Source organism: Paracidobacterium acidisoli, from assembly GCF_003428625.2.
Taxonomy (GTDB): domain Bacteria; phylum Acidobacteriota; class Terriglobia; order Terriglobales; family Acidobacteriaceae; genus Paracidobacterium; species Paracidobacterium acidisoli.
Genome location: NZ_QVQT02000009.1, coordinates 17,677 through 38,521, shown reverse-complemented (window position 1 = coordinate 38,521; position 20,845 = coordinate 17,677). Strand labels below are relative to the sequence as shown.

14 protein-coding genes and 1 tRNA gene are annotated in these 20,845 nt (G+C 55.6%); 8 read left to right on the top strand and 7 right to left on the bottom strand.

What is annotated here, in order from left to right; genetic code table 11:
- Positions 1-28: 28 nt before the first annotated feature.
- Positions 29-886 (bottom strand): EamA family transporter, encoded by an 858-nt coding sequence (locus D0Y96_RS19840; protein WP_117303555.1) that lies wholly within the window; start codon positions 884-886, stop codon positions 29-31.
- Positions 883-2,124: a VWA domain-containing protein gene (locus D0Y96_RS19835; RefSeq protein WP_158562508.1), complete on the bottom strand. Its 1,242-nt coding sequence runs from the start codon at positions 2,122-2,124 to the stop codon at positions 883-885. Before D0Y96_RS19835 ends, D0Y96_RS19840 begins: the two co-directional genes overlap by 4 nt.
- A gap of 225 nt (positions 2,125-2,349) precedes the next feature.
- On the opposite strand from D0Y96_RS19835, the gene D0Y96_RS19830 reads away from it, so the two are divergent.
- From D0Y96_RS19830 to D0Y96_RS19820, 3 genes are all read left to right on the top strand, one after another.
- The gene (locus D0Y96_RS19830) at positions 2,350-3,429 is read left to right on the top strand and encodes a VWA domain-containing protein (protein ID WP_117303551.1); all 1,080 of its coding nucleotides are present in this window, start codon (positions 2,350-2,352) and stop codon (positions 3,427-3,429) included.
- Positions 3,430-3,506: 77 nt separating this feature from the next.
- Positions 3,507-4,382 (top strand): ABC transporter ATP-binding protein, encoded by an 876-nt coding sequence (locus D0Y96_RS19825; protein WP_117303549.1) that lies wholly within the window; start codon positions 3,507-3,509, stop codon positions 4,380-4,382.
- Positions 4,383-4,486: 104 nt separating this feature from the next.
- A complete protein-coding gene (locus tag D0Y96_RS19820) occupies positions 4,487-5,239 on the top strand; it encodes a metallophosphoesterase family protein (protein WP_117303547.1) in 753 nt (250 codons plus the stop codon).
- A gap of 20 nt (positions 5,240-5,259) precedes the next feature.
- Here D0Y96_RS19820 and D0Y96_RS19815 read toward each other — a convergent pair whose 3' ends face one another.
- The gene (locus tag D0Y96_RS19815) at positions 5,260-7,080 is read right to left on the bottom strand and encodes a phosphoenolpyruvate carboxykinase (GTP) (protein ID WP_252263982.1); all 1,821 of its coding nucleotides are present in this window, start codon (positions 7,078-7,080) and stop codon (positions 5,260-5,262) included.
- Positions 7,081-7,417: 337 nt separating this feature from the next.
- Here D0Y96_RS19815 and D0Y96_RS19810 point away from each other — a divergent pair, with 337 nt between their 5' ends.
- Together D0Y96_RS19810 and D0Y96_RS19805 are read left to right on the top strand one after the other, a co-directional pair.
- Positions 7,418-8,143 carry a response regulator transcription factor gene (locus D0Y96_RS19810; RefSeq protein ID WP_117303543.1) on the top strand — a complete coding sequence of 242 codons (726 nt, stop codon included), beginning with the start codon at positions 7,418-7,420 and terminating at the stop codon, positions 8,141-8,143.
- Between the two features lie 2 nt (positions 8,144-8,145).
- A complete protein-coding gene (locus D0Y96_RS19805) occupies positions 8,146-9,558 on the top strand; it encodes an ATP-binding protein (RefSeq protein WP_117303541.1) in 1,413 nt (470 codons plus the stop codon).
- A 149-nt stretch (positions 9,559-9,707) separates the two neighbouring features.
- Here the strand turns inward: D0Y96_RS19805 and D0Y96_RS19800 are convergent, their stop codons facing one another.
- Complete coding sequence (locus tag D0Y96_RS19800; protein ID WP_117303612.1) at positions 9,708-12,086, bottom strand: glycoside hydrolase family 31 protein; 2,379 nt, start codon at positions 12,084-12,086, stop codon at positions 9,708-9,710.
- A 267-nt stretch (positions 12,087-12,353) separates the two neighbouring features.
- Here D0Y96_RS19800 and D0Y96_RS19795 point away from each other — a divergent pair.
- The 3 genes from D0Y96_RS19795 (at position 12,354) to D0Y96_RS19785 (ending at position 15,984) form a co-directional block, all read left to right on the top strand.
- Positions 12,354-12,430: transfer RNA gene (locus tag D0Y96_RS19795), tRNA-Met, on the top strand.
- A gap of 169 nt (positions 12,431-12,599) precedes the next feature.
- A complete protein-coding gene (locus D0Y96_RS19790) occupies positions 12,600-13,724 on the top strand; it encodes a S41 family peptidase (protein WP_350449129.1) in 1,125 nt (374 codons plus the stop codon).
- A 130-nt stretch (positions 13,725-13,854) separates the two neighbouring features.
- Positions 13,855-15,984: a penicillin-binding protein 1A gene (locus D0Y96_RS19785; RefSeq protein ID WP_350449128.1), complete on the top strand. Its 2,130-nt coding sequence runs from the start codon at positions 13,855-13,857 to the stop codon at positions 15,982-15,984.
- 43 nt (positions 15,985-16,027) lie between these two features.
- Here D0Y96_RS19785 and D0Y96_RS19780 read toward each other — a convergent pair whose 3' ends face one another.
- From D0Y96_RS19780 to D0Y96_RS19770, 3 genes are all read right to left on the bottom strand, one after another.
- The gene (locus tag D0Y96_RS19780) at positions 16,028-18,361 is read right to left on the bottom strand and encodes a GH92 family glycosyl hydrolase (RefSeq protein ID WP_117303610.1); all 2,334 of its coding nucleotides are present in this window, start codon (positions 18,359-18,361) and stop codon (positions 16,028-16,030) included.
- Positions 18,362-18,452: 91 nt separating this feature from the next.
- Positions 18,453-19,775 (bottom strand): thymidine phosphorylase, encoded by a 1,323-nt coding sequence (locus D0Y96_RS19775; protein WP_117303535.1) that lies wholly within the window; start codon positions 19,773-19,775, stop codon positions 18,453-18,455.
- Positions 19,776-19,873: 98 nt separating this feature from the next.
- Positions 19,874-20,836, bottom strand: coding sequence for an SDR family oxidoreductase (locus D0Y96_RS19770; protein ID WP_117303533.1), 963 nt, complete (start codon positions 20,834-20,836; stop codon positions 19,874-19,876).
- Positions 20,837-20,845 lie beyond the last annotated feature (9 nt).

Here is a 20,845-nt window from a genome sequence, read left to right as displayed (position 1 = left end):
TGATGTACACGAGGAGAAAGAAGACCGCTTACAGCGAGATCAGCACCACCGCCGCCAGCGCCAGCGCCATGCCCGCCGTCTGCGTGCGCGTCGCCCGCTCCCGCAGCAGCCACACCGCCAGCAGAATCGTCCCCGCCGGGTAAAGCGAGGAGAGTACGGCCGCCACATCCAGCCGCCCGTACAGCGCCGAAAGCGTGTAGAGCAGATTCCCCAGCGTATCGAGCGCGCCCGCCAGTATGGCCAGCGGCACAATCCCGCGCCACGGAATCCTCACCGCTCCCGGACGCAGCCGCACGAACACACTGGCCACCAGAGCGCACCCCACGCCCCCGCAGCGGGAGAACGCCATCGCCCACAGCACGCTGCCCGAACCGGCCGTGCGCAGCAGAATCAGCAGCACGCCGAACCCGATCCCCGCCAGCACCGCCAGTCCGATGCCGCGCGGATGGCTCTTACTCCCCGGACTCCAGGAGATCAGCCAGATTGCCGTCATCGCCACGGCGAAGCCCGCCAGGCGCAAAGGCGTCGGCCGTCCATCACGGAAGAAGGATGCGATCACCGGCAGAATCGCCGTCACCACTCCCGCCACCGAGGAAGTCAGCCCCATCGAGCCCACGGAAAGCGCCTCGTAGAGCAGCAGCAGACCGATGCCGCCCGCGCCTCCGCCCACCAGTGCGGAAACCACCGTCAGCCGGTTGGGCATCGCCGGATGCAGCAGCGGCACCAGCGCCAGAATGAACAGCAGGCTGACGCCGTGCGCAATGGCGACGATATAGGCAGGAGAGCTGCGCCGCGTGACAAAGCCGCCGGAGAAGTCCGAAGCACCCCAGACGGCGGCAGCGCTGAGGCCGAGCGTTACGGCCTCAGCAGTCGAGCTCAGGATCACTGGAGGTTGTTGGCAGTCGGGTAATATCCGGCCTTGGAGTTGATATCCAGCCCGGAGACTCCCTCGATACGCACTTCGATTCCGTGGTATTTGCCGCTGATGACCGGCTGATGGCTGATGTAGCCCAGTGTGTACTGCGTGCGCACCGAATCGGCCAGGCGGGCAAAGCTTGCCTGGATGCCGTTTTCGCTGAACTCGGAGTCCACCGATCCGCCTGTCGCCATCGCGTAACGCGGCAGCAGGTTCTCGGGCTGCAGCAGCGGCAGCTTCATCTTGTCCAGATAGCCGATTCCCCAGACCGAGGAATCGCCGACCATGGTGCCGAACACCGAGATGTTGTTGGTAAGCAGATACTGAACGACTTCCTTGTAGGAAGCTTTGCTGCGCACGTTCTTGCCGTCGCTGATCACGTAAATCACACGCCGGCGGCCCTTCGGCTGTGCGGCAAGCTGCTCCGCGGCATAGAGAATAGCGTCATTCAGCGGATGCACCTCCCGCGGCACGAACAGAACGCCGGTATTCCCGCGCTGCGGGGAGAGATTGGGATCGACCTGCTGGCCATTGATCACCGGCCCCTCCGCAAGAGGGCCGCTGACGATCGGAACACCCATCTCGCGGCCCGGCTTTTTGGCCATCTCCAGCGCCGCCGGCAGCCGTGCGCCCTGCGCGCCGGTAAAGTCCGTGATGAGCTCCGGAGAGCTGTTGTACGTAACGACCGCGATGCTGTCGGAGGGCGTAAAGGCCCCGGTTACAGCCGCAAGGCTCTGGTTCACCCGCTGCATGATGTCGGCCGGCAGAGTATCGTCGATCACAAAAGCGACTGAGAGCGGATAAGCATCGGCGCTGAACGTCACGATCCTCTGCCGCTGCCCGTCTTCATAGATACGGAACTGCTGCCAGCGCAATCCCGCCACCAGTTGCCCCTTCTTGTCGCGAACCGTCACCGGAACATCCACGTAATTCACCGGCACGTGGATCACGAGCGTATTTCCCTGCCCCTGCGGGGCCATCTCGGGAGCCTGCTTTTGGAAGTTATCGGGCGGCAGCTGCACCGGTGGAGCGGTCGTCGTCTGCTGCTGGGTCTCGGGTGCGGTACCCCTGCCCGGGGTTACCTGCTTTGTCAGATCCCCCAGCCCGGAAGACTGCTGCGGAGCAGGAGCATCCGGAATTGTCTGCTGCGGCTGTTGCTGCGCCTGCGCCTGAGCGCCCATCATCAAAAGCGCAAGTGCGAATGGCAAGGCACCTTGCATCGACTTCAAACCCCCGAACCACTTACTGCCGGCATCTTTCTCCATCTGTCAGTGAGAGAAGCCGCTGCAAATACATGTTTAGATGCAGCTAACGTCCCAACCGGAACCCCCGCTGCGTACTCCCGAGGATACCAGAATCCACAGCAGCATCTCATTTCAAGCAGCCTCTTATGCGAGACTGACCTTTCCGGAAAGCTTTACGTCTAATTGCATATGTCTTTTCGCTGGCCATGTTTTGCGCTCGTGCTCCCTCTGCTGACAGGTCTCGCCGTCCCTGCAGCATTTGGCCAGCTTCCCCCATCGCCCGATGCGCCCCCGGTCAGCAACTTTCCGAATACCAGCACCGATCAGGAGGCAAATCCCAGCGAAACCCTGAAGGTGAACGTCAACCTGGTGAGCTTATACTTCACTGTCCGCGACAAACATAATGGGCTGGTCGCCAACCTGATCAAGGACGACTGCAACATCTTCGAGGATAAGCAGCCCCAGACCGTTAAGAACTTCACCGCCGAGACAGACCTCCCGCTGACGCTCGGCATCCTGCTTGATACCAGCGGCAGCCAGCAGAATGTCCTGCAGATGGAGCAGCAGGCTGCGGACAATTTCCTGAAACAGGTTCTGCGGAAAAAGGACGAAGCCTTTCTCGTTACCTTCGACGTAAACGTGAATCTTGAGCAGGACTTCACCAACAGCCCCAGCCTCCTGGCCAGAGCGATTGATCATACGGAGATCAATACGGCCGGAGGGAATGGCGCCGCCGGAGTTCCCGGAATCGGTACAGGGCCTGTTCCAGTGCACGGCACCCCCAAGGGAACCCTGCTGTACGATGCTGTTGATCTGGCTTCAAACGACAAACTTCGCTCAGAAACCGGACGCAAAGCACTGATTCTGTTAACTGATGGCGAGGATCAGGGAAGCGAAACAAAGCCCGGCAAGGCAATTGAGGCCGCACAGAAATCGAACGCCATCGTATATGTGCTCCTCATAGCCGACCGCGGCGCCTACTTCAATTACGGCGGCTTCTATACCGGGGATGCGCAGATGCGCAAACTGGCCGAAGATACCGGCGGGCGGGTGATCAACGTAGGAAACAACGGCAAAAAGATGGAAGATGCTTTCGCCCAGATAGAAGAAGAGCTTCGCACTCAGTACCTTGCCAGCTATACGCCGACCAATAAGGCCCTCGACGGCAGCTACCGCAAGGTCGACATCTTCTGTAAAGGCGACGGGCTGAAGGTGCAGTCACGCAAGGGCTACTATGCCGTGGGCAACACCGAGGATGACGCGCAATAGCACCTGCTCCAGACAACGTCTTTCATTTGACCAGTGACAGATGATCCTGAAGAGCTTTCTTTCGATAACCTGAACACGTGGCTTTACTCTCCATTGAAAATCTTGAGATTGCTTTCGGTTCGACCCCTGCGGTCCGTGAGCTTTCTCTGGAAATCGCTCCGGGCGAATCGCTTGGCCTTGTTGGCGAGTCCGGCTCCGGCAAGTCGGTAACGGCACTCGCAGTCCTGGGCCTGCTCGACCCCATCGCACGGCTGCATGGCGTGATTCGGTTCGACGGGCAGAATCTCCTGGACCTTGCTCCGGACCCCATGCGGCGTCTGCGTGGCAGGGAGATCGCCATGATCTTCCAGGAACCTATGACAGCACTCAATCCTGTCATGACCGTCGGCGAGCAGATCGCCGAATCAGTGCGTGTTCATCACCACGAATTATCCCGACGGCAGGTTCGGGAAACTGTACTGGAGGCGATGAACTCCGTCGCACTGCCTGACCCGGTCGCACGGTATGGTGATTATCCGCATCAGTTTTCCGGAGGCCAGCGGCAACGCATTCTGATTGCCATGGCCATCGTCAACCAGCCTCGTCTGCTGATTGCCGACGAACCGACGACTGCCCTTGATGTCACAGTACAGGCGCAGATTCTTGAACTGCTCGCCGATCTGCGCGAACGGTTCGGGCTTGCCATGCTCTTCATCTCCCATGATCTGGCTGTCGTTTCGCAAGTCACGGACCGAGTCGCTGTCATGCGTCATGGCCTGCTGCTGGAAGTCGCTTCGCGGGAGTCATTGTTCCATAATCCACTGCACCCCTATACACGCAGTTTGCTGGGCGCGGTTCCAACCATGCAGACCGAGATCAACAAACCGCTTGCAACCCTCTCTCGCTCGGCCGAAGATTCCTCTATTCCTCTGCGGGAGTGTGAACCGCGGCATTGGGCCCGCATCGGTTCCTGATCACTCGCGTGAATGCATCCGGCAACCCGAATGCGGCAGGAATCAAACCGGGCATGCTTTTCATCCAATGAATCGGGCGATACATTGGGAATCGGCCCCTGCTCATGCGCGCACTCATCCTTTCTGATATTCACGCCAACCTCGAAGCACTGGACGCCGTCATTGCTGCCGCTCCGTCATATGACGTGGTGTGGAATCTTGGCGATGTGGTCGGATACGGCGCCAACCCCAATGAGGTAATTGACCGGGCGCGGGAACTGGGCAAAACCTTCGTGCGCGGCAACCATGACCGTGCCTGCAGCGGGCTTACCGGAATCGAGGATTTCAACCCCATCGCCGGGCGCGCTGCGCGCTGGACGCAGTGCGTCCTGACTGACGAACACACTGGCTGGCTGCGGCAACTTGCTTCGGGCCCGATTATGCCGAACGGCCCCCAGGTGAGCTGCGTACATGGCTCACTTCTGGATGAAGACCAGTACATACTCACCGTTCGTGATGCCTGGCGCCCTTTGCAGGAAGCTCCGACGCGTTTGACGTTCTTCGGTCACACACACGTGCAGGGCGGCTTTGCAACCAATGGAGACGAATGGTTCCGGCTTACGCCGCAGTATGAAACACGCGACGAAGCCGAAGAGTACGAGATTTTGCTGCGGGACGGCGCACGTTATCTGCTCAATCCAGGATCGGCAGGACAGCCGCGCGATGGAGACTGGCGGGCGGCCTTTGCTCTCTACGATGAGGATGCAAAGACCATCACCTTTCACCGTGTTCCCTATAACCTGCGCGAGGCACAGGCCAGGATTCTGCGAGCCGGACTTCCTGACCGGCTCGCCTCAAGGCTTCGCGAAGGACGTTAGACAGCGCGGCACGATTCAAACTAAAGCCGGCAGATCAGCAGTTCCCGCTCATAAATCATCTCCGGCGGCAGATGATCATGGAGTGCAATGAAAAGCTCCTCATGGTCAATCACTTCACGCCGCCAGGCCAGACGATCGACTTTCTGCAGTTCTTCAAACTTCTCGCGCGGAAAGTCCAACCCCTTCCAGTTAATGTCCTCATAATGAGGGGTCCAGCCAATCGGCGACTCTTTCCCCTGCGCCCGTCCATGTACCCGATCCACGATCCACTTCAACACGCGCATGTTCTCGCCGAAGCCCGGCCAGAGAAATTTACCGTTTTCGTCTCTGCGGAACCAGTTCACATGAAAAATCCGGGGCGTGACTGAGAGCGTCCGCTGCATTTTGATCCAGTGGCGGAAGTAGTCGCCCATGTGGTAGCCGCAGAAAGGCAGCATGGCCATGGGATCACGACGCACTTTGCCGGTTGCTCCCGCAGCCGCAGCAGTGGTCTCCGAGCCCATGGTTGCGCCCATATAAACTCCGGCGCTCCAGTTGAAGGCCTGATAGACCAGTGGAATCGTCGAAGATCTGCGACCGCCGAAGATGATAGCCGCGACAGGAACGCCTTCCGGCGATTCCCAATCTGAATCGATCGTTGGGCACTGCGATGCCGGAGCCGTGAATCTGCCATTTGGATGTGCCGCCGGAGCACCGGTCTTTTTACCGATTTCGGGAGTCCACTTCTGCCCGCGCCAGTCCAGACACTCAGCCGGTGGTTCGTCGGTCATCCCCTCCCACCACACTCCGCCTTCCGGCGTGAGCGCGACGTTAGTAAAAATGCTGTTTTTTGCGAGCGTGGCCATCGCATTTGGATTTGTTTTCGCAGATGTACCGGGTGCCACGCCAAAGAAACCTGCTTCAGGATTAATAGCTCGCAGCTGACCGCCTGCATCCGGGCGAATCCATGCGATGTCGTCACCGACTGTCCAGACCTTCCAGCCCTCAAAACCGGCCGGCGGAATCATCATCGCGAAATTGGTTTTACCGCAGGCCGAGGGGAACGCTGCTGCGACGTAGGTCTTTTCGCCCTTTGGGCTCTCCACACCCACGATCAGCATGTGTTCGGCCATCCAGCCTTCGTCCCGGGCTATATTCGAAGCGATACGCAAGGCAAAGCACTTCTTTCCCAACAGTGCATTGCCCCCGTATCCCGAGCCATAACTCCAGATTTCCCGTGTCTCCGGAAAATGCACGATGTACTTCTCGTCATTGCAGGGCCAGGGAACATCCTTCTGGCCCGCTGCAAGCGGCATGCCTACGGAATGCATGCAGGGCACGACGCGCTTCTCATCCTTATCGATTTCGGCAAAAACCTGGCGCCCGATGCGCGCCATGATACGCATATTGACGACCACATATGGCGAGTCAGTGAGCTGCACGCCTATCTGTGACATGGGAGAGCCGATCGGTCCCATGCTGAAGGGAAGCACATACATGGTTCTGCCGCGCATGCAGCCACGGAACAGCTGCTTCAGCCTGCGCCGCATCACAAACGGATCTTCCCAGTTATTTGTCGGCCCGGCATTGTCTTTTGACAATGAACAGATAAACGTTCGCTCCTCGACCCTGGCCACATCACGGGCATCGGAGCGGGCATAAAAGCAGCCTGGCCACAGTTCCTGATTGAGACGGGTAAAAGTACTCGCACTGACCAACTGATCGCAGAGAAAATCGTATTCCGCCTTCGATCCGTCTACCCAATGGATAAAGTCCGGCTGGGTCAGATCTGCCATCTTCTCAACCCAGCGGATAAGGTGCTTATTGCTCGTCGGAACCTGAGTGGATGATTGCTTTTTCAAGAATGCCTCCAGACACCGAATACGAGAGTCTCGCGTACCAAAGACCAGCCAGCACACCAACATGGATTATGCCTGGCTTCCATCACGTAAATCTGTCCGGCAGGAGGGCAGACATATGCACTATTTGCCGAACCAGTATCAATTTTACGCGACGGAGTCCACTTCTCTGTGGCGGTAAACAATGGCATGCAAGTGAAAACGGATTCATAACACGCGATATGCCAGTTGACGAAACCGGGTCAACGAAGCGGCGTGATGATAACGAGGTGACAATTTGTTACACTTCGTGCGCTTTATCCGGCCGGAAACGTCTTACTCTCAAAGCAGCAGACGCTACATGGAAACCATCCTGCTTATCGACGACGATGTTGAACTTTGTGCGATGCTTACGGACTATCTGAACAGGCATGGGTTTCGGGCGATAGCAGTACACCATGGGGAAACGGGGCTGCGTGTAGCAATAGAGAAGTCTGCTTCACTTGTCCTGCTCGATGTAATGCTGCCGGGCATCAATGGCTTTGAGGTCCTCCGACGGCTGCGCGCCGTATCGACGGTCAGTGTGCTTCTGCTCACTGCTCGCGGAGAAGATGATGACCGAATTGTCGGGCTCGAAACAGGAGCCGATGACTATCTCGCAAAACCATTCAATCCGCGCGAGCTGCTGGCTCGCATTCGCGCCATTCTCCGCAGAAGCTCGACTGCGGAAAACTCATCGGCCAAATCGGGGACTTCGGGAAAGCTGCTGCGTGTGGATGGTATAGAACTCGATACCGCGGCACGCAGTGTTTGCTGCGACGGAGCTGATCTGGAACTCACGGATATAGAATTTTCCCTTCTGGAAGCACTGATGCGTTCGCCGGGCGATGTGGTGACACGCGAAGAGCTGGCTGTCTCTGTTCTCGGTCGAAAGTTTCATCCCTTTGATCGCAGTCTGGACATGCATGTAAGCCGCCTGCGCCGCAAGCTCGACGACTCCGGCAGGCCGGGGGATCAGGTGAAGACCATCCGCGGCGTGGGCTATCAGCTTGCAGTTCGCACTATGCAAAAGATCGCCGGAGAATAACCATGCGTGGTCTGTTTCTCAAAATATTCGTCATCTTCTGGATCGCGCAGAGCTTTATCTTTGTTATCTCCACGGCGCTTATTCTGAGTCATCGTTACGTCGGACCGGATGTTTTCTTTGACACTCTGTATCATTCGCTGCGAAATGAGGCTCTCGGAGCCGCTGATGCTTACGATCTCAGCGGCTGTAAATCGCTTCATTTTTACGTTGAAACGCTGCAACAGGATGTTCAGCTCAACGATGCGTCTTTTCAGCCTGTGTGCGGAGCAGACGGAGTCGATGCTGCCACAGCAAGAACAATCTATGCCGTCAATCCGGGGAGGATTACCGGCAAGCAGGTGGGGAATAAGTATGTCTGGAGCGTTCCGGTTACATCCTCCAAAGGCACTCGCTTCTATTTTTTCATCAGCAGACCCCACAGGCCCGACCACATCAGCTGGTATCGCGATCTCCTTCATTTTTCATCTCCGCAGCTTCCTGTCGCTATTGTGGTCTGCGGCATTACCACTTTTATTCTGGTACTCCTGCTTACGCGCCCTATCGCGCGACTCCGCGCCGCCGCCAGCGAACTGGCTCTTGGGAACCTGAAAGCCCGTGTGGCATGGCCGGGGCCGAAGGGCCGCATCTTTCAGGAAGACGAAATTCAGGCGCTGGTCCACGATTTCAACCACATGGCTGAAAGGCTCGAATCGCTTGTGGATGCCCAGCAAATGCTTTTGCGCGATGTATCGCACGAGCTGCGATCCCCGCTGGCGCGGCTCAGCGTAGCTCTGGAGCTGGCAAGAGAAGAAAATCAGCCACGCATGGCAACGCATCTGGAGCGTATCGAACGCGAGGCGGCACGGCTCAATTCACTCATCGGGCAGCTTCTTACACTTTCTTCCATGGAGTCCATGGAAAGCTCGGAAAAGCCAGAGCCTTTTTCTTTAAACGATGTCATCGAGCAGGTCATTCCCGATGCAGAATATGAAGCACGACAGCGTAACTGCGAGATACGGGCTTCGCTCGAATGCGAATGCATGATTCGCGGCAATCCGGAACTGATCTATCGGGCAGTGGAAAATATCGTCCGCAACGCAATCCGTTACACCGAAGCGGGCTGCCCCGTCGACATCAGACTGACTACTGAATCCAATGCGACAGGCGAAATTGCACTCCTGGAAATTCACGATAACGGCCCGGGCATACCCGAGGAACAACTCAAGACCATTTTTCGACCTTTCTACCGAGTCGACCACGCGCGCAGCCGCGATACAGGTGGGTTTGGAGTGGGTCTGGCCATAGCCGATCGTGCAGTGAAGCTCCACCACGGCGAACTCAGAGCTTCCAATCGAGCTGAAGGCGGCGCGATGATTCAGATGCGTCTGCCTGCAGCTTCTGTGCATGCCTGCAATGTTGTGACGAGTCATTTTTAGACATCAGGCGCGGCTATTCTGCGTAGCCACTACTAACCAGCTATCCGTCTGCCCTCTGACGAACAGTGCAGGGGCTGTAACAATTACCGGAATGCAGGCGGCGCGGAGAAGCGTTGCACTCTGCATACAACGCATCTCCGGGATGTTGTCTATCGGCCCTTAATCTCAATTATTTCCGAATCAGGAACGGTCCAGGCTTCGGCTCCCGTATGTGTCAGACTGCGAGAAGCGTCGTCCCAGTGCAGATGCGTAATTTCGGAATTGCCCTTTTCGTAGTCATACGTCACACCGTCGTCCTGGTATAACGTGAAATCGGCATCGCGTCCCGGATAGATCAGCACTTTCGCGATTTTCTGCTTTTGCATCGTGCTCTCGACAGGCCCCCCTATGGGAATAATTGATCCTGCACGGATAAACAGCGGAATCCTGTCTATCGGAGCCTGCACCGTGATCGTCTGACCGCCTTTTACTCGCTCATTTGTCCAGTAGTTGTACCAGTCCGTTCCGGCAGGCAGATAAACCTGCTTCGTGGTCATTCCCTGCGACGTCACCGGAGCTACCAGAAAGGCCGGACCGAACATATATTCATCCCCGATTTCTGCCACCGTGGGATCGTCGGGAAAGTCCATAAACAGGGCCCGCATAAAGGGTGCGCCCGTCTGGTGTGTGAAGTAGCCAAGCGAATAGATGTATGGCATCAACTGGTAGCGCAGCCGCAGATACTTCTCGAGAATCGGCTCAGCCTGCCTGCCATAACTCCAGACCTCGTTGTAGCGGCGGCTACCATGCGTGCGAAAAACGGGCTCAAACGTCGCGTATTCAAACCACCTCGTGTACAGCTCCGGATAGTCGTCATAGCCGCCTACATTGGCGCGCGCGTCCGAGGGATCAAGGAGAGGGGTGTGTTTCGGATGATGCACTGCAGGCAGATATTGCCAGCCCCCGGTGTCGTTGCTCCAATAGGCAAGGCCCGAGGCTGTCACATCCAGACCGGTCGGAATCTGTCGCCGCAGAGTATCCCAGGTCGGAGCGATATCCGATGACCAGACGATGGTGCCGTTGTGCTGAACCCCAAGGTAGCCATCGCGCGAAAGGATCAGCGCACGATCTTTTTCATCACGCCGGAATCCGTCATAGATCGAGGCAGTATGGAAGAGCGGGTACACATTGAAGTAACGTGTTCCGGGTCCGATATGAAAATAGCTGCCGTTGGGAGGGAGATCCGGTTCGGTTTCATCGGCCCAGATGGAGTTGAAACCCTTGCTGATGATATTGTCCCGGATCGTATCCCAGTACCAGCGTGCTGCCGCGGGATTGGTGGTATCAATATCCGATCCTGCACGGTCATAGGGAAGCCCATTTGTCGGAGTGCCATCCTCCAGGTGCTCGAACCAGCCATTTTTCAGCAGCGTGTCGTAATAACGCGAGCCCGGGACGAAGCGCGGCCAGACGCTGATCATTGTTTGAAAGCCCATCTGGTGCAGCTTTTTGTTCATCTCCGCCGGATCGGGCCACAGGCTCGGGACGAAATCCATCTGTCCCATCTTCGTGTAATAAAACCAGTCCACAACGATTACGTCTGCTGGCAAATGCCTTTCCCGGTAACCATCGGCAACCGCCATCACTTCAGCCTGAGAACTGTAGCGCTGCTTGCACTGGATATAACCATAAGCAGCTTTAGGCAACATCGGCGTCGATCCGGTCAGCAGCTTATAGCCTGAATAAATCTCGTCCGTATTTTTTCCGGCAACCACAAAATATGAAACTCGATTGCCAACCTGCGAAGTCCACCGGGTGTGCTCGTTAAAGCCTGGTTCGATGGTGGTTTGTGATGGGTTATCCCACAACAGGCCATAGCCTTTATTGGTAACAAGGAACGGAACACAGAAGGTGGGACCGGCCGGAGCTGTGTAGTTGTTCCAGCAATTGATGGCGTGACCGCGATGATCGAGATAGCCTTCCTGATTTTCGCCCAAGCCGTAATAATGCTCATCATCCGGTGAGGCAAAGGTCGCTCCCACCTGATAGAACGTCTCGTCCGACGGCCGCTCGTCGTGGACGAGTTGAGCATTGCCATCTTTATGATTCAATACCGACTGCGACCAGCCCTCAAGATCGGAAAGAGCCGTCCCGTCCGGGGTGGAAACTTTTACACGCACCCAGGGCGTCGAGCCATTGAAATACTTACTGATGTCTTCCTGAGTCTGCATCGGCTTTTTGCCGGTTGAGTGCGGAATCGGCAGCACCACTACCATCTGAGAAGAACGGTATGTATCGTCGCTGTCCGTATGTTCATAGCTCCACCCCTCTGCGGCGGGTTGAGCGGTAATACCGTATCCGGGAGGGGCAAGCGCCTCATCCTTCTGCATGCTCAGCGTGACGCGAATGATATTGGGCGCATACGGTTCAAGCACCACCGTGGCGTCGCCACGATGAAGAACCACCTGCGATCCGGACTGCTGCGCCTGGCCGCTGACCGGGAGAAGTGAGAAAAAAAGAATGCCGACTGCCAGAGAAAATTTCCGCATCATCTGTTATTCCGCTCCTGCTCACTTCCACTGCTTCCTGTCATGAGCTAAAACATTTTAGCTGCAATGAAAGTATTCTTCAGCGCTACTGCATGCAGGCGGAAAATCATCTCCAGATGGCATCGACTTCAGCTCAGATAGGGCACTTCGGCTCAAATACCGAATCCGTCCCGCGAAGACCGGTTTCGCCATTGTTTGACCCATATGGCAAGGCTCCGTATGATGAAAAGTGGCTGTATCGTTCGGTACAGCCTCTCCTCTGCATATGGCGGCGTAGCTCAGATGGTTAGAGCGTAGGATTCATAACCCTAAGGTCGGTGGTTCGATCCCACCCGCCGCCACCAGACGTCAAAGCGGACAATTCGCACCTTCCTGCTCTGGCTGGAGTATCATGGTCCTATTCATCTTTGTCGGCCGGTCTCCATCATGTCGAAAAGTTTTAAGCACTCAGTCCTTGGCATATCTGTTGCCTTAATCCTCATTGTCTTTCTCGGCGGTTTTGGTCCTGCCGGAGTGAGCGCCACCCAGACCGACGGCGCGTATCGTCAGATGGGTGTCTATGAGGAGGTTCTGCACAAGATCCAGAGCGATTATGTGACTGAGCCGAATGTTCAGAAAGTGACCACCGGCGCACTGCACGGCCTGCTTGAGTCACTCGATACAGATTCCGCTTATCTGACTCCTTCTGAATATGCTTTGTATCTTGCTCATCAGCATGAAGGCGTTTCACAGGTAGGGCTGAATGTTTCCAAGCGCTTCGGATACGCCAGCGTCATTTCTGTTGTCCCCGGCAGTCCGGCGGACCACGAAAGTATTCATGACGGGGACATCATCGAGTCGATCGAGGGGCAATCTACCCGCGAGATTTCCGTGGCGATGTTGCGACTGATGCTTGAAGGTAAGCCCGGCACCAGCGTGACCATCGGCGTGGTACGCCCTCAGAGGCAGGAGCCCGATCAGATTACGCTTACACGCACAGCTGTCCTTCCTCCAGCAATGGATGAAGAGCAATACGAGAACTCAACGATCCTTTATCTGAAGCCGATCGTGCTCACCCATGAGCGGGTTGACGCCATCATTGCCCGGCTGAAAGAGATGCAGAAGGACGGCAATAAGAAGGTCCTGCTTGATCTTCGCGATGTTGCCGGAGGCGATGACCATCAGGCCTTCCGCCTGGCCAATGCTTTTCTGCAATCCGGAACCATTGCGACTCTGCAGGGACAAACCATACCGGAACAGAAATTCACTGCCGATCCTTCGAAATACATTACATCTGCTCCCCTCGTCGTATTGGTCAATCATGGCACAGCTGGTCCGGCTGAGCTGGTAGCCGGCGCTATTCTCGATAACAAGCGCGGCGATCTGGTTGGCGACCGGACGTTTGGTGAAGGCGCAGTGCAGAAGACCATCAATCTGCCGGACGGAGCAGCCCTGCTGCTTACGGTGGCGAATTATGAGTCTCCGTCAGGCAAGAAAATCGAAGATCAGGCGATTGTGCCGAACGTAGTCGTCGCTGAAAGCATCGATGAGATCCTGGCAGAAGAGGGCGAGAGCACTCCGGCTGAAGAGAAGGCTGCCGGACATACTGACGATCAGCTCAACAAGGCTCTTGATATTCTGAAACAGAAGAGCGCCTGAATTTCACACGATCTGAACGAAACACCGGGAAACGCGATTGAATGCACGCGGCCCATGGGCACCGCCTGAAAACTCTCCCACTCCGGTGCGTCCGGCTACTGGTTTTCGACCAGCTTCCGGTCGGCGGAAAGTGGCCGGAAATGTCGCGTTACTGGCCCTCATCTTACTTGCTGGTGCTGTTGGCTCGCTGGGCGGGCTGATGCTGGTTTACTCCGTAAACCTGCCCCAGATCAATGATCTGGAACATTACCAGCCCATGACTACCACAGAACTCTATGATATTCACGGACGCAGCTTCGGCTCTTTTGCCCTCGAACGCAGGGTTGTCGTCGGCTATAGCGGCTTTTCGCCTCTTCTGCGCCAAGCTGTCATCTCGATTGAAGACAAGAATTTTGAAAGTCACTGGGGCATTAATCTTTTTCGTGTTTTCGGTGCAGCCTGGCATGATCTGACGTCGAAGGGCCGTGCACAAGGAGCTTCGACACTGACGATGCAGCTGGCGCGCAATCTCTTCCTTTCCGACGCGCGCACGCTGAGCCGTAAGCTGCAGGAAATATTCCTCTCTCTGCAGATTGAACATGCTTTTACCAAGCAGCAAATCTTTACCCTCTACGGCAACCAGATCTATCTTGGCAGTGGCGTATATGGCTTCGAGGCCGGTGCTGAATATTACTTCTCGAAGCATGCCGATGACCTCACACTGCCCGAAGCTGCTCTGCTAGCAGGCCTGCCTAAAGGCCCCGTAGAATTCTCACCTGTTCTCAACCCCGATCGAGCCCTGCGCCGGCGCAACACAGTAATTAATGCCATGCTCGAAGACGGAGTCATCACCGCCGCGCAGGCTTCGGCCGCGCGCTCTGCACCTCTGGGCCTGCATCCTGAGACACCACCCAACAGCGTTGCGCCATGGTTTATCGAAGAGGTTCGGCGTGAACTCGAACGCAGATTTGGCACGACAGAGGTACATGAAGCCGGCCTTCGCGTTTATACGACGCTCGACCTTGACCTTCAGCACACGGCCAGCCAGGCAGTTCTCGACGGACTGGCCGCCTATGAACATCGACACGGCTGGCGAGGCGGCCTGCTCAACGTCATCGCCGGCGGACTCGACGTCAATACTTTCAAACATCCGGACTGGTCGATGGCCACTTCTCCCGGCACGTATATTCACGCGCTGGTCACTGGAGTGCTGCCCTACCAGGTCACAGCGCGAGTCGGTGAGCACCAGCTCCTGCTCACTCCCGAAGACTGGGCATGGACCGGTTTTCATACCGCAGATCAGTTTCTGCACCCTGGTGATCTCATTTATGTAAGGATCACCGGTCAGGCGGGTAGCCTGTTGCGCGGCACCCTTGAAGAAGATTCCGGTACTCAGGCAGCGTTGCTGGCCATGGACAACACAACCGGAGACGTGCTTGCTCTGGTCGGCGGACGTGATTTCAATCTCTCACAGTTCGACCGCGCCACCCAGGCTGAGCGTCAAACAGGTTCATCGTTCAAAGCCTACGTCTACACAGCAGCCGTTGAACAGGGATTGACCCCTTCAGATACGGTCGAGGACACTCCTGTTTCCTTTGGCTCCTGGACGCCGCATAACTACGATGGCCAGTTCAAGGGGCGCATCTCGCTACTCGAAGCTTTCGCTGATTCACGGAACATCCCCGCCATCAGGCTGGCGGAACATGCCGGTATCCGAAACGTTATCGCGATCGCCCATAAATTTGGCATTACAACCAACATCCCACCATATCTGCCCATAGCCCTCGGATCTGCTGAAGTGACGCTTGAGCAGCAAGTGGCTGCCTATTCGGTTTTCCCCAATGACGGGCTCCGCATCGCACCACATCTCATCCGCCGTGTCACCAGTGCCGAAGGTCTGCCGCTGTTTGAGGATGCTCCTGAAGTTTCCGAAGTTGTCTCTGCGAAAACAGCACGTACGATGATGATTATGCTTCGCGATGTAACGCATTCCGGCACAGGAGCCGCCGCAGCAGCACTCCATCATCCACTGGGCGGCAAAACAGGCACAACCAATGATTTTACGGATGCCTGGTTTATCGGCTTTTCTCCCTCGATTACCTGTGGCGTCTGGACAGGTTATGATGATCGACGCTCTCTGGGAGACCGGGAAACAGGCGCAAAAGCCGCTCTGCCCATCTGGACAGACTTCATGAAAGTCGCCATCGCCGACAAACCGAACGAAAGCTTTCCTGGCGATGCTTCTTCCACAGGGCCTACAGGAACACCGCGTCTTCCCTGAATTATCGATACAAAGAGCACGCCTGAAAGTGAATTCAGGACCATTAGTCCGTCAGCGATGGCGGAGCGGCTGATTCGGTCACACCAAACTCCCGATTCGGCTGGCCCCCCATCGTGAACACGATCGTGCCGCCTTCACGGATATCAGCATGGGAGAACCATGTCTTTTCGTAATTCTTCCCATTAAACAGGATCGACTGAATATATTGCTGCTCCGGTGACTCACGCTTTACCTCAATCACCAGTTTCTTATCATCAGCGAGCTGAATCGTCGCGTGATCGAAAAGCGGCGTGCCAAAAACGTAATTGCCACTCACCGGATCGACAGCATAAAAGCCCAGCGCGCTGATTACATACCAGGCAGACATCTGCCCGCAGTCTTCATTGCCAGCCATCCCGTCCGGATCATTGCGATACATCGTCTCCAGCAGACTGCGCACCCGCGCCTGGGTCTTCCAGGGAGCACCGGCGTAGTTATAGAGATATGCGATGTGATGACTGGGCTCATTGCCGTGTGCATACTGTCCCACAAGCCCTGCAATGTCGGGCGGTGCATCCGGAGGCAGCTTCGAACTCTGGTTAAACAGTGCATCAAGCTTCGTCACGAATGCCTCACGCCCGCCAAAAATGTTGATATACCCCTTTGGATCATGCTGAATCGCAAAGGTGGTCTGCCATGAGTTGGACTCAGTGAAGTCGCGCCACTGCTTCGAGTGCCCCATCTCGATCGGATCGAATGGCTCTGCCCAGTCTCCGCTCTCAAGCCGCGGACGCATAAAACGATCCTCGGCATCAAAAACGTTTCGATAGTTCCGTGATCGTTTAAAGAGCGCCTGCGCCTCTTTCGGCCTGTTCAGCAAACGAGCTACATGCCCGACAGCCCAGTCATCATAGGTGTATTCCAGGGTCTTGCTGACCGATTCATCCACTTTGTCGCACGGAATATAACCAAGACTGCGATAGTAACCCAGTCCGCGGTAATCATCGACCATGGCGCGCTGATTCATTGGCTTCCATGCATCGCTGAGATTCAACCCTGGAAAGCCTTTTATTGCAGCCTCGGCAATGACCGCAGCGGAATGATAACCCGTCATCGTGCCTGTTTCTTTCGCATAAAGCGGCCAGACCGGCATTCCGGCAGGGCTCTCATTTGCCATACGGATCAGACAGTTTACAAGATCCGGAACCCGCTCTGGCAGAAACAACGTGTACATCGGATGGACTGCGCGATAGGTGTCCCACAGCGAATAGGTGCTGTAGTTGTGCATACCCGCAGGAAGCTGATGAATCTGACCGTCCATGCCACGATACTGGCCGTCCACATCATCGAAGAGCGTCGGCGCGACCATCATGTGATACAGCGCGGTGTAGAAGATCGTCTTGTGTGCATTATTGCCGGTTTCGATGCGAATCTTTGCAAGATGCTTTTGCCACGCCGCTTTCGCATCTTCGCTTACCTTGCAAAAATCCCAGCCCGGAATCTCCGCGCGAAGATTTTTCAAAGCGCCGTCAGCGCTGACACCAGAGATTCCCACTTTGACCAGAATCACTTCACCGGCCGTTGCTTTATGATGCAGCACGCATTTCAGCGACTTGCTTTGTGAGGCCTGCCAAGTTTCGCCAAGTGATTTTCCTTCAGAAAATATTTCTGCAGAAGTGAATGGTTTCGAGAACTGCATCGCGAAATATACCTGACGACCATTGGCCCACAGCGATGTGCTTCGACCACCGATAATTGTCGTATCGTTTAACAACTTCAGTTCAGACCAAAGGACCCCGGGATCTTTCTGATCAACATGTGCAAGATCAAGAATGAAATGGGCTGAATCGCTCTCCGGGAATGTATATTTGTGAATTCCAGCGCGCTCCGTCGCGCTCAATTCAGCGTGAATTCCATAATCCTTCAGAAGGACCGAATAGTATCCAGGATGCGCGATCTCATCGTCGTGTGAGAAACGCGAACGATAACCTTCTTCCGGATTTTCACGGCTTCCCGGATCGAGCTTTACTTGTCCTGTGCCGGGCATCAATAAAAAATCGAGCAAATCGCCACAACCGGTACCGCTCAGATGCGTGTGACTGAAACCCATAATCGAGGTATCGGAATAGTGATATCCCGAGCACCAGTCCCATCCATCGTTATACGTGTCAGGACTGAGCTGAACCATGCCAAAAGGCATCGTCGCTCCAGGATAGGTATGCCCATGGCCGCCGGTGCCGATGGCAATATTGACGTGTTGCGTTAAATCGTCAGGTGACTTGCTTACAGGAGCAGACAGTGCAGATGTGCCTGTCGATTCAGCTTTCGCGCGTGAGGGAAGCAGGCTGCTGGCAGAAAGCGCGGAGAGTGTTTCCAGAAAGCGGCGGCGAGTAATCATCCTGCCCCCATCGTACTGCACAGGGTATCTCGATGCCGATACCTTCAGGCCTTCTCCCTTAAGCTGGAAGACGATCAACCCAGCCACTGGATCAGAAAATCTCTGTTTCTGTGGACGTTACCCTTCCAAATACCAGAGGCCTTTGCATAACGGCTTCGGAACCGATATGAATGGCGCTTCGCAGAGTGTGCTCCGCTTCTGCGACATCCGATCGATCTCCCGCGTGCATGACAGCGAGCATTTCACCATGAATGACCCGGTCTCCGGCACGCTTGTTCAGCATGATGCCTGCCGCATAATCAAGCTCATCTTCTTTTGCAGCTCGGCCTGCTCCAAGGTACACTGCGGCACGGCCCACTGCTTCCGTATCAAAGCCGGTTACAAATCCATCCCGGTTGCTTAAAACGAGGATTTTTTTCTTTGGCTGGGGCAGCAGTTCCGGATCATCCATGATTGCAGAGTTGCCTCCCTGCGCTTCAATCATCATGCGAAAACGCTCCAGAGCCCTGCCTGAAATCAAAGCATCTTCTGCTGCTCGCCGAGCCTTTGGACGATCAGGATACATACTGACTGCGAGCATCTCCGCGGCCAGCAATATAGACAGATCACGTAACGCGCCGCCAGTTTTTCCCTTTAGTACTTCCAGAGCTTCCTGTACTTCGAGGCTGTTGCCAACGGCCATTCCTAATGGCTGATCCATATCCGTTACAAGTGCGACTGTTCTCTTTCCGACCGCGCTCCCAATCTCTACCATCACCCTTGCCAGCTCAAAAGCATCCTGCAGATCACGCATGAATGCACCATCACCAGTTTTGACGTCCAGCACAATAGCGTCGGCTCCTGCAGCAATTTTTTTGCTCATCACGCTGGAAGCAATTAAAGGAATCGAATCCACTGTCGCAGTGACATCCCGCAGAGCATACAATGCCTTGTCTGCAGGTACCAGATTGCCAGACTGTCCCGTGACCGCAAGTCCGACACGGTTGACAATCCCTACAAATCTTTCCGGCGAAAGAGCAGCATCAAATCCGGGGATTGATTCCAGCTTATCGACTGTGCCACCTGTATGCCCAAGACCGCGGCCGGACATCTTCGCAACTTTCACCCCACATGCTGCAGCAATTGGAGTCGCAATCAGCGTTGTCGTATCCGCTACACCACCAGTGGAATGTTTATCGACCTTAAAGCCTTCAATCGTACTGAGATCGACCATATCACCGGAGTGCGCCATCGCCATCGTTAACGCTGTCGTTTCCCTGGAAGACATGCCGCGAAAACAGATCGCCATCAGCAGCGCAGCAACCTGGTAATCAGGGATTACTCCCTTTACATAACTATTAACCCACCATGCGATTTCTTCATCACTTAGAGCCAATCCGGCTTTTTTGCGCGCAATTAACTCTGGCATCAGCATCTGTTCGAACTCACCTTTTAGACTTCGGCAGTCATAATATTACTCAGACTACAAAAGGCGTGCTCAGGCACGCCTTTGTCTTCATGCTTTGGTCCGGATTAAGAGACCGTTCGCTGTTTCACCCACTCTTTCCGGTACCATGCCACCGTCCGGCGCAAACCTTCTTCAAAACTCACCTGTGGCTCGTAGCCGAAAGCCTTTCCTGCGGCAGAAATATCCGCAAGCGAATCCTGAATATCTCCCATTCGCGGCGGACCGTAGATTGGCGGACTTTTAAAATCGAGCAATTCTGCCAGAATGCGAAAGGTTTTGTTCAGTGTATGCCGTTCCCCGCAGGCGACGTTGAAAGTTTGCCCAGCCACCTTTTCCGCAGGGGCCTCCAGAGCCAGCAAATTTGCCGATACAGCGTTTTCAATGTAGGTAAAATCGCGCCCCTGCTCTCCATCGCCGAAGATCGTCGGCCTTTCACTATTCATCATCTGCAGAGTGAATTTTGCCATTACTCCGCTGTACGGAGAATCCGGCACCTGACGCGGCCCAAAAATATTGAAGTAGCGCAGACAGACCGTCTCCAGCCCATATACCTGCCAGTAGCTTTTCATATACAGCTCACCGGCCAGCTTCTGCACCGGGTATGGCGCGATTGGCATGGGCACCATGCTCTCAACACGCGGGAAACCAGGCTGATTCCCATAAGCTGAGGACGATGCAGCATATATGATGCGCTTGACTTTAGCGGCTCGCGCTCCTTCAAGCAGATTGAATGTCCCATCAATATTTGCAGTGTGGCTCGTCCGGGGCTCCCTCACGGAGCGAGGTACGCTCGGCAATGCTCCCTGATGCAGGATATAGTCCATGCCCTCGCAGGCTTTCGCGACACCGTCAGCATCGCGCAGGTCACATTCGACAAATTCGAATTTTCCCGCCAGATGTGCCAGATTTTCTCTGCGCCCGGTCTCAAAGTTATCCAGACCGCGAACACATTCTCCACGCCCGATCAGGGTCTCTGTTACCCACGAGCCAATAAATCCCGCACAGCCTGTCACCAGATATTGAGCCATAAACGTCCG